This window comes from Microbacterium sp. Se5.02b, assembly GCF_019464375.1.
Classification (GTDB): Bacteria; Actinomycetota; Actinomycetes; order Actinomycetales; family Microbacteriaceae; genus Microbacterium.
On record NZ_CP080491.1, the window covers coordinates 2,256,651 to 2,271,544 of the forward strand.

Below are 14,894 nucleotides of genomic sequence, written 5' to 3' on the forward strand. Positions count from 1 at the left end.
GCTCGCGGGCCCGCGTAGCGCATCTCACGTCACCGCTATGCTGAAAACACTCGCGCCCGGCGAAGTGCACACCACTCCGTGATGATGCGGATGCGCCAGGGAATACGGGCGCCCTCGAAACTGTCGGAAAGGGCATGAACGTGTCGGAATTGCAGTGGGATGAGATCGATCGACGCGCGGTGGACACCGCTCGAATCCTGGCGGCTGACGCCGTGGAGAAGGTCGGAAACGGTCACCCCGGCACGGCCATGAGCCTCGCTCCTGCCGCGTACCTCCTCTACCAGCGCGTACTCCGGCATGATCCGGCGGATGTCGACTGGCTCGGTCGCGACCGCTTCATCCTCTCTGCTGGCCACTCCTCGCTGACGCAGTACGTCGAGCTCTACCTCGGCGGTTTCGGACTCGAGCTCGACGACCTGAAGTCGCTGCGTACCTGGGGCTCGAAGACTCCTGGCCACCCGGAGTACGGACACACCAAGGGTGTCGAGATCACCACGGGCCCGCTGGGTCAGGGACTCGCCTCCGCCGTGGGCTTCGCCTACGCCGCGCGCTACGAGCGCGGCCTGTTCGACCCGGACGCCGCAGCGGGCACCAGCCCGTTCGACCACTTCGTGTACGTGATCGCCGGCGACGGAGACCTCCAGGAGGGCGTGACGAGCGAGGCCTCCTCGCTCGCGGGCCACCAGCAGCTCGGCAACCTCATCGCGATCTACGACTCCAACCAGATCTCGATCGAGGACGACACGAACGTCGCCTTCACCGAAGACGTCGCGAAGCGCTACGAGTCGTACGGCTGGCAGGTGCAGGTCGTCGACTGGAAGAAGACCGGCGAGTACGTCGAAGACGTGGCCGAACTCCACGCCGCGATCGAAGCCGCCAAGAGCGAGACGTCGAAGCCGTCCCTGATCATCCTCAAGACCATCATCGGATGGCCGTCGCCTGGAAAGCAGAACTCCGGCAAGATCCATGGCTCCGCCCTCGGCGCTGACGAGCTCGCGGCCACGAAGAAGGTCCTCGGTTTCGACCCGGAGCAGACCTTCGTGGTCGCGGACGACGTGCTCGAGCGCACCCGCGGACTGGCCGCCCGCGCCGCCGAGACCCGCGCGGCGTGGCAGGAGTCGTTCGACGCGTGGGCCGCTGCGAACCCGGAGAAGAAGGAGCTGCTCGACCGCGTCGAGGCTCACGAGCTCCCGTCCGACATCGCGAGCGCGCTGCCCGTGTTCGAGGCAGGCAAGGAGGTCTCGACCCGCGCCGCATCCGGACAGGTCATCAACGCCCTCGCCGCAGAGCTGCCGGAGCTGTGGGGTGGCTCGGCCGACCTCGCCGAGTCGAACCTCACCACCATCAAGGACGCCCCGTCGTTCATCCCTGCCGAGTGGTCGACCCACGAGTGGTCGGGCAACCCGTACGGTCGTGTGCTGCACTTCGGCATCCGCGAGCACGCCATGGGCGCGATCATCAACGGCATCGTCCTGCATGGTCCGACACGCGCCTTCGGCGGCACCTTCCTCATCTTCAGCGACTACATGCGCCCCTCGGTGCGCCTCGCCGCGCTGATGAACGTGCCGAGCATCTTCGTCTGGACGCACGACTCGGTCGCGCTCGGTGAAGACGGCCCGACCCACCAGCCGGTCGAGCAGCTCGCGACGCTCCGCGCGATCCCGAACTTCACGGTCGTCCGTCCAGCCGATGCGAACGAGACCGCCGCGGCGTGGCTGGAGATCCTCCGCCGCCACGAGGGCCCCGCAGGCATCGCGCTGACCCGTCAGAACATCCCGGTGTTCGCGCGCGGCGAGGGCGCGGCCTCTGGCGACACCTTCGCCTCCGCCGACAACGCGGCCAAGGGCGCCTACGTCCTGGCCGAGGCGCCGAACGGCACGCCAGACGTCATCATCGTCGCCACCGGCTCCGAGGTGCAGCTCGCCGTCAATGCCCGCGAGGCGCTGGCGACCGAGGGCATCAACGTCCGTGTGGTCTCCCCCCCTCGCTGGAGTGGTTCGCGGAGCAGGACGAGGCCTACCGCGAGAGCGTGCTTCCGTCGTCCGTCACCGCGCGCGTCTCCGTCGAGGCCGGCTCCGTGCTCACGTGGCGCGGCATCGTGGGCGACCGCGGCCGATCGGTCGGCATCGACCACTTCGGCGCCTCCGCCGACTACAAGACCCTGTTCGAGAAGTTCGGCATCACCACCGAGGCCGTCATCGCGGCCGCACGCGAGACCATCGCCGCACACAGCACCAAGGAGAACGCATGAGCACCCCCACCGCACAGCTCGCCGCCGCAGGTGTCAGCATCTGGCTCGACGATCTCTCCCGCACCCGCATCTCCTCCGGCAACCTCGCCGAGCTGATCGCGTCGCGCAACGTCGTGGGTGTCACCACGAACCCGACGATCTTCGCCAACGCGATCACCGACAAGAACGACACGTCCTACGACGCCCAGGTATCCGAGCTCGCCGCCTCGGGAGCCTCTGCGGAAGAGGCCGTCTTCGCCGCCACGACGCAGGACGTCCGGGCCGCACTCGACGTGTTCCGTCCTGTGTGGGAGGCATCGAACCACGTCGACGGTCGCGTCTCGATCGAGGTCTCCCCCGACCTCGCACACGACACGGCAGGCACCGTCGCCCAGGCCAAGGAGCTGTGGGCGAAGATCGATCGTCCCAACCTGCTCGTCAAGATCCCGGCGACCAAGGCTGGCCTGCCCGCGATCACAGAGGCGATCGCGAACGGCATCAGCGTCAACGTCACGCTCATCTTCAGCCTGGAGCGCTACGCCGACGTGATCGACGCCTACCTGGCGGGGCTGGAGCGCGCGCACAGCGGCGACTTCGACCTGTCGAGCATCCACTCGGTCGCATCGTTCTTCGTCTCCCGGGTCGACACCGAGACCGACAAGCGCCTGTCGGCCGTCGGAACCGCTGAGGCCGAAGCACTCAAGAGCAAGGCCGGCCTCGCCAACGCGCGGCTCGCCTACGAGCTCTTCGAGCAGAAGTTCGCCGAGAAGCGCGCGCAGGACCTGATCGCGGTCGGCGCGAACCTCCAGCGCCCGCTGTGGGCATCGACCGGGGTCAAGGACCCGGCCCTCCCCGACACGCTGTACGTGACCGAGCTGGTCGCGCAGGGCGTGGTCAACACGATGCCGGAGAAGACACTCGAGGCCACCTTCGACCACGGTGTCGTGACGGGCGACACGATCACCGGCGGCTACGACGAGGCCCGCGAGGTGTTCGCCGGGCTCAAGGAACTCGGAATCGACTTCGACGACGTCACCCAGGTGCTCGAAGAGGAGGGCGTCGCCAAGTTCATCGATTCCTGGCACGACCTCCTCAGCCAGGTCTCCGAAGCGCTGGAGGCCCAGCGATGACTTTCGCGATCCACACCTCCGGCGCCGCGCGTGCCGCGATCGACGAGACCGTCCCTGCACTGGTGCACGACCTCGTGGCCTCGCGCATCACCAGCGGCGATTCCACGCTCTGGGGTCCCGACGCCGAAGCCGAAGCCGCCGTGCGCCTCGGCTGGGTGGAGGCCGTCTCGGTCTCGCGCCCCCTCGTGGACGAGATCGTCGCGCTGCGGGCCGACCTGAACGCGAAGGGCGTCACCCGCGTCGTGCTCGCCGGCATGGGGGATCGTCCCTGGCCCCCGAGGTCATCGCCCAGACCTCCGGTGTGCCGCTCACCATCCTCGACTCGACTGCCCCCGGACAGGTCCTCGCGGCTCTCGACGAGGGCCTCGACGACACGGTCCTCGTCGTGTCGTCGAAGTCGGGCTCGACCGTGGAGACCGACTCCCAGCGTCGCACCTTCGAGGCGGCCTTCCGCGACCTCGGCATCGATCCGGCCGAGCGCATCGTCGTCGTCACCGACCCCGGCTCGCCGCTCGATGCCTCGGCACGCGAGGCCGGATACCGGGTGTTCAACGCCGACCCCAACGTCGGCGGCCGGTACTCCGCACTCACGGCCTTCGGGCTCGTCCCCTCCGGCCTCGCCGGCGTCGACATCGACGAGCTGCTGAACGAGGCCGAGGCTTCCCTGCTCGAGGTCGCGGTCGACTCGGCCGAGAACCCGGCCCTGCGCCTCGGCGCCGCGATCGCTGCGACCACCCCGCGGCGCGACAAGCTGGGGCTCATCACCGACGGCACGCACATCAACGGTCTGCCCGACTGGATCGAGCAGCTGATCGCGGAGTCCACCGGCAAGGAGGGCACCGGGATCCTCCCCGTCGTCCTGCTCCCGGTCTCCCCCGAGCTCGACCCCGTGCCCGCCGACCTCCAGGTGGTCCGACTCGTCGACGACGCGAACGAGTTCCATCTGCACGAACGCCACGAAGGCGAGATCCTCGTCAGCGGCACCCTCGGCGCCCAGTTCATCGTGTGGGAGTACGCCACCGCGATCGCCGGGCACCTGCTGCGGATCAACCCCTTCGACCAGCCCGACGTCGAGTCCGCGAAGATCGCCGCGCGCGGTCTTCTCGACGCCCGCCCAGAGCCCACCGCCCCGGCCTTCGTCGAGAACGGTGTCGAGGTGCGCGTCTCGGACCCGGCCCTCGCGGCGTCCGGAACCGTGGAGGGTGTGCTCGACGCCCTCTGGGCGCAGCTCCCCGCCGACGGCTATGTGTCGATCCAGGCATACGTCAACCGTCTCGAAGTGCCGCAGCTCCAGGGCCTGCGCGAGCTGGTCGCTGCGGACTCCGGGCGCCCCACCACGTTCGGCTGGGGTCCGCGATTCCTGCACTCGACCGGTCAGTACCACAAGGGCGGACCGGCGCAGGGGGTGTTCCTGCAGATCCTCGAGCGCACCGAGGTCGACCTCGAGATCCCGGAGCGGCCCTTCACGTTCGGCCAGCTCATCCAGGCCCAGGCCGCAGGCGACGCGGCCGTGCTCGCCGAGCACGGCCGACCCGTCGTCTCGCTGACGATCACCGAGTCCTCGGACGACGTGCTCGCCCTCTTCGAAGCCGCACAGAAGTAACAGCAGGAGAATCCCCCACCGATGTCTGTTCCCATCTCGCGCGGGCACAACCCGCTGCGCGACCCCGACGATCGCCGCCTCAACCGGATCGCGGGGCCCAGTGCCCTCGTGATCTTCGGCGTCACCGGGGACCTGTCGCGCAAGAAGCTCATGCCGGCGGTCTACGACCTCGCCAACCGCGGCCTGCTGCCCCCGGGGTTCGCCCTGGTCGGCTTCGCCCGTCGCGACTGGGAGGACCAGGACTTCGCCGAGGTGGTCTACGACGCGGTCAAGCAGCACGCCCGCACCCCGTTCCGTGAAGAGACGTGGACGCAGCTGCTGCAGGGCATCCGGTTCGTGTCGGGTGAATTCGACAACCCCGACTCGTTCCGGAAGCTGCGTGACACGATCGAGAAGCTCGATGTCGAGCGCGGCACGATGGGAAACCACGCGTTCTACCTGTCCATCCCGCCGAAGGACTTCCCGCTCGTCGCCAAGCAGTTGAAGGACTCGGGTCTCGTCGGCGAGGACAGCGACGACGACGAGCGCTGGCGTCGCGTCGTCATCGAGAAGCCGTTCGGCCACGACCTCGAATCCGCGCGCGCTCTCAACGCCGCACTCGAGGTCGCCTTCCCCGCCGACTCGATCTTCCGCATCGATCACTACCTCGGCAAGGAGACGGTGCAGAACATCCTCGCGCTGCGCTTCGCGAACGAGCTGTACGAGCCGATCTGGAACCGCAACTACGTCGATCACGTGCAGATCACGATGGCCGAGGACATCGGTGTGGGCGGTCGCGCGGGCTACTACGACGGCATCGGCGCGGCGCGCGACGTGATCCAGAACCACCTGCTCCAACTGCTCGCCCTCACCGCCATGGAGGAGCCGATCAGCCTGTCTGCCGAGCACCTGCGCGCCGAGAAGGAGAAGGTCCTGGCCGCGGTTCATGTGCCCGACGACTTGTCGATCGCGACGGCTCGCGGTCAGTACGCTGGCGGGTGGCAGGGTGGCGAGAAGGTCACCGGCTTCCTCGACGAGGAGGGCATGAACCCCGAGTCGACCACCGAGACCTACGCCGCGATCAAGCTCGAGATCGACACCCGACGCTGGGCCGGGGTGCCGTTCTACCTGCGCACCGGCAAGCGCCTCGGCCGCCGCGTCACCGAGATCGCCGTGGTCTTCAAGCGCGCGCCGCAGCACCTCTTCGGGCGGGGAAACGCTTCAGAGCTCGGCCAGAACGCTCTCGTCATCCGGGTGCAGCCCGACGAGGGCGTCACGATCCGCTTCGGCTCGAAGGTGCCGGGCAGCGGGACGAACGTCCGCGATGTCACGATGGACTTCGGCTACGGCCACGCGTTCACCGAGGCGAGCCCCGAGGCGTACGAACGTCTGATCCTCGACGTCCTCCTCGGCGACCCGCCCCTGTTCCCGCGGCACGAGGAGGTCGAGCTCTCCTGGAAGATCCTCGACCCGGTCGAGAAGTACTGGGCGGCTGTGGGCGGCCCGGTGGAACAGTACGCTCCGGGCTCGTGGGGACCGGTTTCCGCCGACGACCTGCTGGCCCGCGACGGACGAGTCTGGAGACGCCCGTGATCATCGATCTTCCCGACACGACGGTCAGTCAGGTCGCCAAGCAGCTCGTCAAGGTGCGCGAAGAGGGCGGAGCGGTCGCTCTCGGGCGCGTGCTCACGCTCGTCATCGCGGCCCGCAACGGCGTGGCCGAGGCGGCGATCGACGCGGCGAACGACGCCTCCCGCGAGCACCCCATGCGCGTCATCGTGATCACCACGGGCGAAGGGGAATCCCGCCTCGACGCGCAGATCCGCGTGGGCGGAGACGCCGGCGCCAGCGAGGTCGTGGTCCTGCGCGCCTACGGAGACGCCGCGAGCAACGAGGAGAGCCTCATCACGGGACTCCTCCTCCCGGATGCACCGGTCGTCGCCTGGTGGCCGGAGGAGGCTCCGACCTCGCCGGCGACATCCCCTCGGACGGATCGCCCAGCGCCGGATCACCGACGCCGCGACGTCTCCCGATGTGCGTGATCGACTCGCGCTGCTCGGGCGCACCCACGCCCCCGGCGACACCGACCTCGCCTGGACCCGCCTGACGCACTGGCGCGAGCAGCTCGCCGCGGTGCTCGACCAGCCGCCGTTCGAACCCATCACGGGTGTGGAGGTACGCGGCGGCTCCGCGTCTCCGTCGACCGCGCTGCTCGCCGCGTGGCTGCAGATGGCCCTCGACGTCCGCGTGCACTGGTCGTACGAAGACCCTGAGCACTGGCAGGAGGGGATCAAGTCCGTGCGGCTCACTCGGGCGTCTGGCGACATCACGCTCGAGCGCCCCTCCCCCGGCATCGCGATCCTCACGCAGCCCGATCAGCCGAACCATGATCTGCACCTGCCGCGGCGCACGCTGCGCGAGTGCCTCGCGGAGGAGCTGCGCAGGCTCGACCCCGACGTCCTGTACGGTCGAGTGATCACCGAGGGCTGGGAGAAACTGGGTCCGCCCGAGACTGGAGAGTGACGTCGATGCCGGTATCGTCCGCAGAGAAGCGGGTCGTGGTGGAAGCCACCCCTACCGCTCTCGCCCATCGTGTCGCCGACCGATTCCTGTCGCGCGTGCGTGCGCGCACGCGCAACGGACGGCTGGCGCACATCGCCCTCACCGGTGGTTCCATGGGTGGCGCGGTGCTTCGCGCGACCGCAGAAGACCCGCGAGCGGCAGACATCGACTGGTCACTGGTGCACTTCTGGTGGGGTGACGAGCGGTTCGTCCCCCGCGACGACGACGACCGCAACTCCCTGCAATCCCGTCAGGCGCTGCTCGATCACATCGCCGTCCCTGCGGAGAACGTGCACGAGGTGTCGGGGCCGGAGACAGGGCTGACCCTCGACGAGTCGGCCGCGGCCTATGCCGAGGAACTCGCCGGGTTCGGCACCACCGAGCACCCGTGGCCGTCGTTCGCGGTCTGCTTCCTCGGTGTCGGCCCCGACGGCCACATCGCGTCGCTCTTCCCCGACCGCGACGAGGTCACCGTCACCGATGCCGCTGTGCTCGCCGTGCGCGACTCCCCGAAGCCGCCTCCGGAGCGCGTCACACTCACGCGTCCGGTGCTCAACTCGTCGAAGCGGGTCTGGCTCGTGCTCACCGGAGCGGACAAGGCGTCGGCACTCGGCCTCGCACTCGCCGGGGCGAGCTACACGAGTGTGCCCGCAGCGGGCGCGAAAGGCCGCAAGCGCACGGTGTTCTTCGTCGACGAGGCGGCGGCATCCGAGGTCTCACCCGATCTGATCGATCAGGCGTACTGAGCCGACGTCCCTGGCTGAAGCCCTGATCCGCTCAGGGCTGTTCCCCGGAGCCCGCTCGCCACGGCGGAGTGCCGGGCGCTTCGGGATCCTCCGAGCGCTCCGGTGCACCGGAATCGGTGGCCCGTGCGGCCGCGGAAGAGTCGGCTCCAGCGTCTCCCTGACCCGTCGGCGTGCTCCCTCGCTCGATACCGAGCTCCTGGCTCTCGCTGAGCACCTGCGGGTGGTAGCGGGCGAGGCCGACCACACCCCAGACCGCGATGGCGCCGGCGACCGCGAAGATCACCATGACCCACGGCGGAGCGGCAGCGGCTTCACCCAGGACGACCATGCCGATCAGGACGGCGACGAGCGGGTCGACGACCGTCAGTCCGGCGATCACGAGGTCGGGCGGGCCCGAGCTGTACGCGGTCTGCACGAAGTAGCCGCCCACGGCCGCCGCGGCGAGCAGCGCGAGCACGCAGATCGCGGTGATCCACTCGAACTGACCTGCCTCGATGCGCTTGATGACCACCTTCGCCAGTGTGGCGACGAAGCCGTAGAGCACGCCGGCGCCGATCACATAGAACAGCGCGCGCATGCGGTGCCGAAGGATCAGCCATCCGCCGCCGAGGATGATGATCACGACGAGCAGGAGCGCGAGGATCACGAAGAGCTCGCGATCCGTCACCTCCTGTTCGGTCGCATAGATCGCAGCGAAGAACACGAACAGGAAGATGCCGCCGACACAGCACACGATGGCGGTGAGAGACTGCCGCGTCGGTGCGTGCCCGGAGACTCTGGCGTTGAGGAGAGTCGTGATGACGAGGGCGATCGCCCCGAGCGGCTGGACGACGATCAGCGGAGCCTTCACGAGCGCGGCGAGCTGGCAGATCACGGCGAGTCCGAGCATGAGGGTGCCGAGGAGCCACGACGGACGTGTCAGCAGGCGCTTGATCTGATCGAAGGTCAGGCCCGATGCGCCGTCGGCACCGCTGAGACGTTCGACCTTCTCGACTCCTCGATGCTGGTACTGCGCTCCCAGCGACATGAAGACCGCACCCGCGAGGGCGAGGGGGATGCCCAGCAGCAGTCCGGGGTTCTGGAAGGCGCCGACGAGCTGGTCGCCGACATCCTCCACCGCGTTCATCCACACCCCAGCAGTCACGCTAAGAGCCTACCCGTCGACCGGCGCGGACTAGGGTTGTGACGTGGCTGTACTTCCGATTCGCATCATGGGCGACCCCGTCCTGCACTCCCCCGCTTCTCCCGTCGAAGAGGTCACGGACGAGATCCGCACCCTCGTCGCCGACATGTTCGAGACCATGGACACCGCACCGGGTGTCGGACTCGCCGCCCCGCAGGTCGGCGTCCCGCTGCGCATCTACACCTACGCGTACGTGGACGATGACGACCAGCCCTGGCGTGGCGTCCTCATCAACCCGGTGCTCTGGATGACACCCCTGGAGCCGGGCGACCCCGACCCCGATCTGGAGTCCGAAGGCTGCCTCTCGTTCCCGGGCGAGCGATTCCCCCTGCGCCGCTCGGAGCGGGTCCACGTGACGGCGACCGATCTCGACGGGCGACCGGTGACGATCGATGTCGACGGCTGGCGTGCGCGGATCATGCAGCACGAGTTCGACCACCTCGACGGCATCCTCTACGTGGATCGCCTGTCCGACGGAGACTGGAAGACGGTGCAGAAGATCGCGCGCAAGCGGGGGTGGGGCCGACCGGGAGCGAGTTGGATGCCCGGCGTCGACGACCTCGAAGGCTGACGCCGCTCTCAGCCGGTCCACAGCATCCTTCGAGTTGCGTCATAGACTCCCTGCCCGCTAGCGTGTTCGCGGCGGGGGCCGTTTCGCATGCCTCCGTGACACCTGGGAGGGAAACACACCATGATGAAGATGCGCACTCGACGTGCTCTGATGCTGGCGGGCTCCGCGGTCGCGCTCTCGGTCGCTCTGAGCGGCTGCAGCGCGATCAACGGGATCCTGGGCGGTGGCTCCGGCGACGCGAATCGCGATGAGGAGACCGGTCAGGTCACCGAGAGCGCGAACGTCGACGTCTTCTCGATCAAGCTCGGCGACTGCATGCTCGAGACCGGCTCAGGAATGCTGACCGACGCCGACATCCTCCCGTGCTCCGAGCCGCACGACCAGGAGGTCTACCACGAGATCACGATGGAGGACGGCGAGTTCTCCGACGCCGACATCGACGCGGCCTCCGAAGGCTGCATCGGCGACGCGTACACCGCGTTCGTCGGCGTGAGCTACCAGGACTCCGCCTTCGACGTGACCACGCTCACGCCCAGCCAGGAATCCTGGGAACAGAGCAACGACCGCGTGATCCAGTGCATCATCATGGACCCGGCCGGACAGACCACCGGTTCGCTGAAGGGCGTCGCGCGCTGATCGATGTCTTCCGAGGAAGGGCCCTGCCGATCGGCGGGGCCCTTCTCCGTCGGTCGGCCCGTTCAGCCGTCGGCCGCGCGCAGAGCGAGCCAGACCGCCACGCGATCGTCCGGGTCCGTGAGCGAAAGGCCCGTCAGGTCCTCGATCCGACGGATGCGCGCCGTCAGCGTCTGTCGATGGATGTGCAGCCGTGCCGCGCTGTCGCCCCATGCGCCGTTCGCGGCCAGGAACACTCGAAGCGTCTGGAGGAGCTCGTCCGGACGATCTGCTGCGCGCAGCGGGTCCAGGAGCCGAGCGATGCGCCGGGTCTGCTCCCGGTCGAGCTGACCGAGGACGAGGGACACGGTGGGGATCGCCTCGTAGCGGACGACCCGATCGCCGCCGGTGCGCGCGGCCTCGCAGGCGTGACGTGCCTCGTCGACCGTGCGGGCGAGTGCGTCGACATCGGCCGGCCTCCCGAGCCCGAGATAGAGCGTCGAGGCGTAGGTGCGCGCCCGATGCGCCACCTGCTGCGCGTGGTCCTCCCGCACCACCCCGAGGACCAGCCCGCGCTGCGAGGTGAAGACATGCTCGGCACCCAGCTCGTCGAGCCAGAGGGCCAGAAGGTGCTCGACGTCGACCCCACTCGTCCGCGACGCGAGGGCGAACCCCACCAGGGTGCGCTCGTGCACACCCCAGCGCCGGAGCAGACGTGTCGCCCCCTCCCCACCCTGGAGCACGGTCTCGAACATCATCGAACGTCCGAGACGCTCGAGATGACTGCTGTCGCGCGTACGCATCAGGAGGTCCAGCAACGCCGCCGCCTGTGAGCTGAGCTCCCTGCCCCTCCCCGAGCTGTCGTTGCGAGGAGCAGTGACCAGCTGCGCGGTGATGTCCTGCCCTGGACCGACGGGATGCACCTGCAGGGCGCGGTGGCGCACCCTGACCGGTCGGCCGACGGCGACGGCGATCGCGTCGTCGATGTGCAGGCTCCCTGCCCCGGCCGTGGTGATCACCTCGCCGTGCCGATCGAGGAGCACCGCCCATCCATCGATGCGGTGCGCGAGTTCGGCGATGACCCCCGTGATGCCGCTGCGCCGCGCAGCGAGGGTGAGGACCCGCATCGCCGACGTGATGGCCCGCGCCTCGGCCGCCTGGTCGACCGCGAGGAGCGTCGACAGCGTCGGCGTCAGCAACTCCTGGGCCACGGCCGCGCCGACGGCCGCCGTGATCTCGGCTTCGCGCAGAGCGTCGCGGACGGCGGAACCGTCTGCGCCGGTGACCACGACGGCATCGCGCAGCATGGCACGCCGATCAGGGTCGCCGCGGAGGGCGAGGATCTCTCGCTCGTCGGCTGCGACGAGCGTCGCGAAGAGGTGATCCGTCGGAGCACCGAAGGACTCGAGGTCGACGACCGCGTTCACCGCACGAGCTCCGGGGACCGCACCGGGCAGAAGCTCGCCGCGCAGATATCGGGCCACGGAGGCGACGTCACGAGCCATCTCTCGATCATACCGATTGTCGAAAGAGCGAGCCGGTATCCATCGTTTTGTCGAATGCCGATGCCTCGCCGTCTCTCCTAGCATCGTGCCCAGCCCCTCTCCATCCGAAGGAAGTCATGAAAGCTGTTGTGTTCCGCGACCCTCAGTCGCCCATCGAGTTCGTCGACGTCGATCTCGCACCTCCCCGGGCCGGTGAGGTACGGGTGCGGATCGCCGCGGCCGGCGTGTGCCACTCCGACCTGCACGTCAAGCGCGGCGAATGGGATGCCGCCGCTCCTCTGGTCATGGGACACGAAGGCTCCGGCGTCGTCACAGAATTGGGCGAAGGTGTCACGACACTCGCTGTCGGAGACCACGTCGTGCTGAGCTGGGTTCCGCCGTGCGGCGAGTGCCGGTACTGTCGCGCGGGACACGAGGCCAGGTGCCAGAAGGTCGCCACGGTGGTCGCACCCCTCGGAGTTCTCTTCGACGGGACCTCGCGCCTGAGCCGTGACGGTGAGCAGCTGCACCACTACCTCGGTGTCTCCTCCTTCGCCGAGGAGGTCGTCGTCCCCGCGTCCGGCGCGGTCAAGGTGCGTGACGACGCCCCGCTCGACGTCGTCGCCGTCGTCGGCTGCGCCGTGGCCACGGGCGTCGGCGCTGTGCTGAACACGGCTGCCGTCGAGCCGGGTTCCACCGTCGCCGTGATCGGCTGCGGCGGCGTGGGCCTCAACGTCGTCCAAGGGGCGCGCCTCGCGGGTGCCGAGCGCATCATCGCGATCGATGTCCGCCCGGAGAAGACGCAGATGGCTCTGCAGTTCGGTGCGACCGACCGCATCGACGCCTCCCAGGGCGATGCCGTTGCGCAGCTGCGCGAGCTCATCCCCGACGGCGTGGACTACGCCTTCGACGCGATCGGACGCACGACCACCACCGAGCAATCGATCCAGATGCTGGGGCTTGGCGGCGCGGCGGTCATCGTCGGGTTGCCGCCGACGGGCGCGCGCGCGTCGTTCGAGCCGCTCGTGCTCGCCGAGGCCGACCAGCGCATCCTCGGTTCGAACTACGGGTCGGTCCGTCCGTCGATCGACGTACCCGCCCTCGTCGACCGGTACATGGACGGACAGTTGAAGATCGACCCGCTCATCTCGGGACGTCGTCCTCTGTCGGAGGCGGCCGCTGCCCTCGATGACCTCGAAGCCGGCTCCGCCCTGCGCACCCTTCTCATCCCCTGACCGCCTCCGGCTGTCACCGTCCCTGAAACCCGAATCCAGGAGAACCATGTCAGACACCGTCGTCGCCCCACCTGGCGCCCCCAAGGACGCCGGTCTCCGCACCGGCGTCATGAGCGGTCCTGAGCTCGCCGCCCAGGCCATCGCCAATATCGCCCCCAGCGCCGTCATCGCCTTCACGGCCGCGGCCATCTTCCTCGGCGCCGGCAATGGCACCATCTACGCCTTCGCCCTCGCCACGATCGTGATCCTGTGCGTCGGATACTGCGTCGTGGTGTTCGCACGCAAGCACGCGTCGGCCGGCTCGCTGTACACCTACGTGTCCAAGGGTCTCGGTCCGTTCGGCGCCTTCCTCGCCGGTGTGACGCTGCTGATCGGCTGCTTCGGCATCGCGGCGGCATCGCTCAGCGGGTCCGTCAGCTACATGGCCCAGTTCCTCAGCATGCTCGGCCTTCCCGCGCAGGGTCTGGGCTGGGACATGGGCCTCGCCATCGTGCTCGGCGGGCTGGCGACGCTGTTCACCATCCGCGGCATCCGCCTCTCGGCGCGGGTGTCGCTCGTGCTCGAGCTCCTCTCGGTCGGCATCATCCTCATCCTGTTGATCGCCGCCCTCGCGTGGGCGGGCCCCGCCGCCTGGGATCCTGCCCAGGTGCTCGCGGCCGGATCCTCGTTCCAGGGCATCGCGTCCGGAATGGTGCTCGGCATCCTGGGCTTCGTCGGGTTCTCCTCCGCCGACGCCCTCGGTCGCGAGGCGAAGGAGCCATACAAGGCCATCCCCCGCGCGATCATGTGGAGCGCCCTCGGCGTCGGCGTGCTGTACGTGTTCGCCGCATACACGCAGATCGCGGTGCTCGGCGACGATCTGGCCACCTCGGCGAGCCCGCTGGAGAGCATGTCTGCGCTGATCGGGATGCCCGGCTGGTTCGCGGCCGTGCTCACATTCGGGGTCTCGGCGTCGTTCTTCGCCGTGGTGGTCGCGCCGCTCAACGTGATCGGACGCATCGTCTACGTGATGGGCAAGGAGGGCGTCGTCGCCGAGCGGTTCGGCCGCACGCACGAGCAGCACCTGACTCCGCATCGTGTGCTGATCATCGCCGGCGCCGCAGCCATCGCGGTCGACATCGTGCTCCTGCTCTCGGGCGCGGCCACCGGAGACATCCTGGTCTGGGTCAACACCTGGGGAACGTACGGCTACATGGTCGCCTACGCCCTCGTCGCGATCGCCTGCGTGGTGTACACGCAGCGGGCGAAGATGCGGAACGGTCTCGTCAAGGTGTGCGCGACCGTCGCCGTCGTCACCATGGCGTACGTCTTCTTCGCGAACGTCTGGCCGGTGCCGGCCTTCCCGTACAACGTGATCCCGTATGTGTTCCTTGCAACGGTCGCGCTCGCCCTGACACGGTATGCCTACCTCGCCCGCCGACGTCCCGACGTGATCGCCCGGATCGGCAACACGGAGACCAGCGCAATGGAGGGCGTCGGCTGACCCGCACACCTCCTGACAGCACGGCTTCGCACCGAGTGCACGGGTTCTCCTCGCGAGAACCCCGCCCGCTCGGTGC

General features: G+C 68.9%; 9 protein-coding genes and 3 pseudogenes. 10 read left to right on the top strand and 2 right to left on the bottom strand.

Going from position 1 to position 14,894, the window contains the following annotated elements; all coding sequences use genetic code 11:
- Positions 1–140: 140 nt before the first annotated feature.
- From tkt to pgl, 6 genes and pseudogenes are all read left to right on the top strand, one after another.
- Positions 141–2,251, top strand: a pseudogene (gene tkt, locus K1X59_RS11200) (transketolase).
- Complete coding sequence (gene tal / locus K1X59_RS11205; protein ID WP_183150174.1) at positions 2,248–3,360, top strand: transaldolase; 1,113 nt, start codon at positions 2,248–2,250, stop codon at positions 3,358–3,360. The pseudogene tkt and the gene tal overlap by 4 nt, the downstream one beginning before the upstream one ends.
- Positions 3,357–4,963: pseudogene (locus tag K1X59_RS11210) on the top strand (glucose-6-phosphate isomerase). Before tal ends, K1X59_RS11210 begins: the two are co-directional and overlap by 4 nt.
- 21 nt (positions 4,964–4,984) lie before the next feature.
- Positions 4,985–6,535: a glucose-6-phosphate dehydrogenase gene (gene zwf, locus K1X59_RS11215; protein ID WP_183150175.1), complete on the top strand. Its 1,551-nt coding sequence runs from the start codon at positions 4,985–4,987 to the stop codon at positions 6,533–6,535.
- Positions 6,532–7,465, top strand: a pseudogene (locus K1X59_RS11220) (glucose-6-phosphate dehydrogenase assembly protein OpcA). The gene zwf and the pseudogene K1X59_RS11220 overlap by 4 nt, the downstream one beginning before the upstream one ends.
- 5 nt (positions 7,466–7,470) lie before the next feature.
- The gene (gene pgl, locus K1X59_RS11225; protein WP_183150177.1) at positions 7,471–8,250 is read left to right on the top strand and encodes a 6-phosphogluconolactonase; all 780 of its coding nucleotides are present in this window, start codon (positions 7,471–7,473) and stop codon (positions 8,248–8,250) included.
- A gap of 31 nt (positions 8,251–8,281) precedes the next feature.
- Here pgl and K1X59_RS11230 read toward each other — a convergent pair whose 3' ends face one another.
- Positions 8,282–9,376: a DMT family transporter gene (locus tag K1X59_RS11230; protein WP_183152815.1), complete on the bottom strand. Its 1,095-nt coding sequence runs from the start codon at positions 9,374–9,376 to the stop codon at positions 8,282–8,284.
- Between the two features lie 61 nt (positions 9,377–9,437).
- On the opposite strand from K1X59_RS11230, the gene def reads away from it, so the two are divergent.
- Positions 9,438–10,004: a peptide deformylase gene (def, locus tag K1X59_RS11235; RefSeq protein ID WP_183150178.1), complete on the top strand. Its 567-nt coding sequence runs from the start codon at positions 9,438–9,440 to the stop codon at positions 10,002–10,004.
- Positions 10,005–10,133: 129 nt separating this feature from the next.
- Entirely contained in the window at positions 10,134–10,640 is a 507-nt protein-coding gene (locus K1X59_RS11240) for a septum formation family protein (protein ID WP_244631912.1), read from the top strand.
- Positions 10,641–10,702: 62 nt separating this feature from the next.
- Here K1X59_RS11240 and K1X59_RS11245 read toward each other — a convergent pair whose 3' ends face one another.
- On the bottom strand, positions 10,703–12,121 hold the full coding sequence (locus K1X59_RS11245) for a CdaR family transcriptional regulator (protein WP_220173406.1): 1,419 nt from the start codon (positions 12,119–12,121) through the stop codon (positions 10,703–10,705).
- Between the two features lie 116 nt (positions 12,122–12,237).
- Here K1X59_RS11245 and K1X59_RS11250 point away from each other — a divergent pair, with 116 nt between their 5' ends.
- Together K1X59_RS11250 and K1X59_RS11255 are read left to right on the top strand one after the other, a co-directional pair.
- The gene (locus tag K1X59_RS11250; RefSeq protein WP_220173407.1) at positions 12,238–13,335 is read left to right on the top strand and encodes an alcohol dehydrogenase catalytic domain-containing protein; all 1,098 of its coding nucleotides are present in this window, start codon (positions 12,238–12,240) and stop codon (positions 13,333–13,335) included.
- Positions 13,336–13,381: 46 nt separating this feature from the next.
- Positions 13,382–14,818 carry an APC family permease gene (locus K1X59_RS11255; protein ID WP_183150180.1) on the top strand — a complete coding sequence of 479 codons (1,437 nt, stop codon included), beginning with the start codon at positions 13,382–13,384 and terminating at the stop codon, positions 14,816–14,818.
- The last annotated feature ends 76 nt before the right edge of the window (positions 14,819–14,894 follow it).

Bases quoted from the DNA above. Each gene is read 5' to 3' on its own strand.
- tal (WP_183150174.1), top strand. From the start codon at position 2,248: ATGAGCACCCCCACCGCACAGCTCGCCGCCGCAGGTGTCAGCATCTGG.
- zwf (WP_183150175.1), top strand. From the start codon at position 4,985: ATGTCTGTTCCCATCTCGCGCGGGCACAACCCGCTGCGCGACCCCGAC.
- pgl (WP_183150177.1), top strand. From the start codon at position 7,471: ATGCCGGTATCGTCCGCAGAGAAGCGGGTCGTGGTGGAAGCCACCCCT.
- K1X59_RS11230 (WP_183152815.1), bottom strand. From the start codon at position 9,376: ATGAACGCGGTGGAGGATGTCGGCGACCAGCTCGTCGGCGCCTTCCAG.
- K1X59_RS11240 (WP_244631912.1), top strand. From the start codon at position 10,134: ATGCGCACTCGACGTGCTCTGATGCTGGCGGGCTCCGCGGTCGCGCTC.
- K1X59_RS11245 (WP_220173406.1), bottom strand. From the start codon at position 12,121: ATGGCTCGTGACGTCGCCTCCGTGGCCCGATATCTGCGCGGCGAGCTT.
- K1X59_RS11250 (WP_220173407.1), top strand. From the start codon at position 12,238: ATGAAAGCTGTTGTGTTCCGCGACCCTCAGTCGCCCATCGAGTTCGTC.
- K1X59_RS11255 (WP_183150180.1), top strand. From the start codon at position 13,382: ATGTCAGACACCGTCGTCGCCCCACCTGGCGCCCCCAAGGACGCCGGT.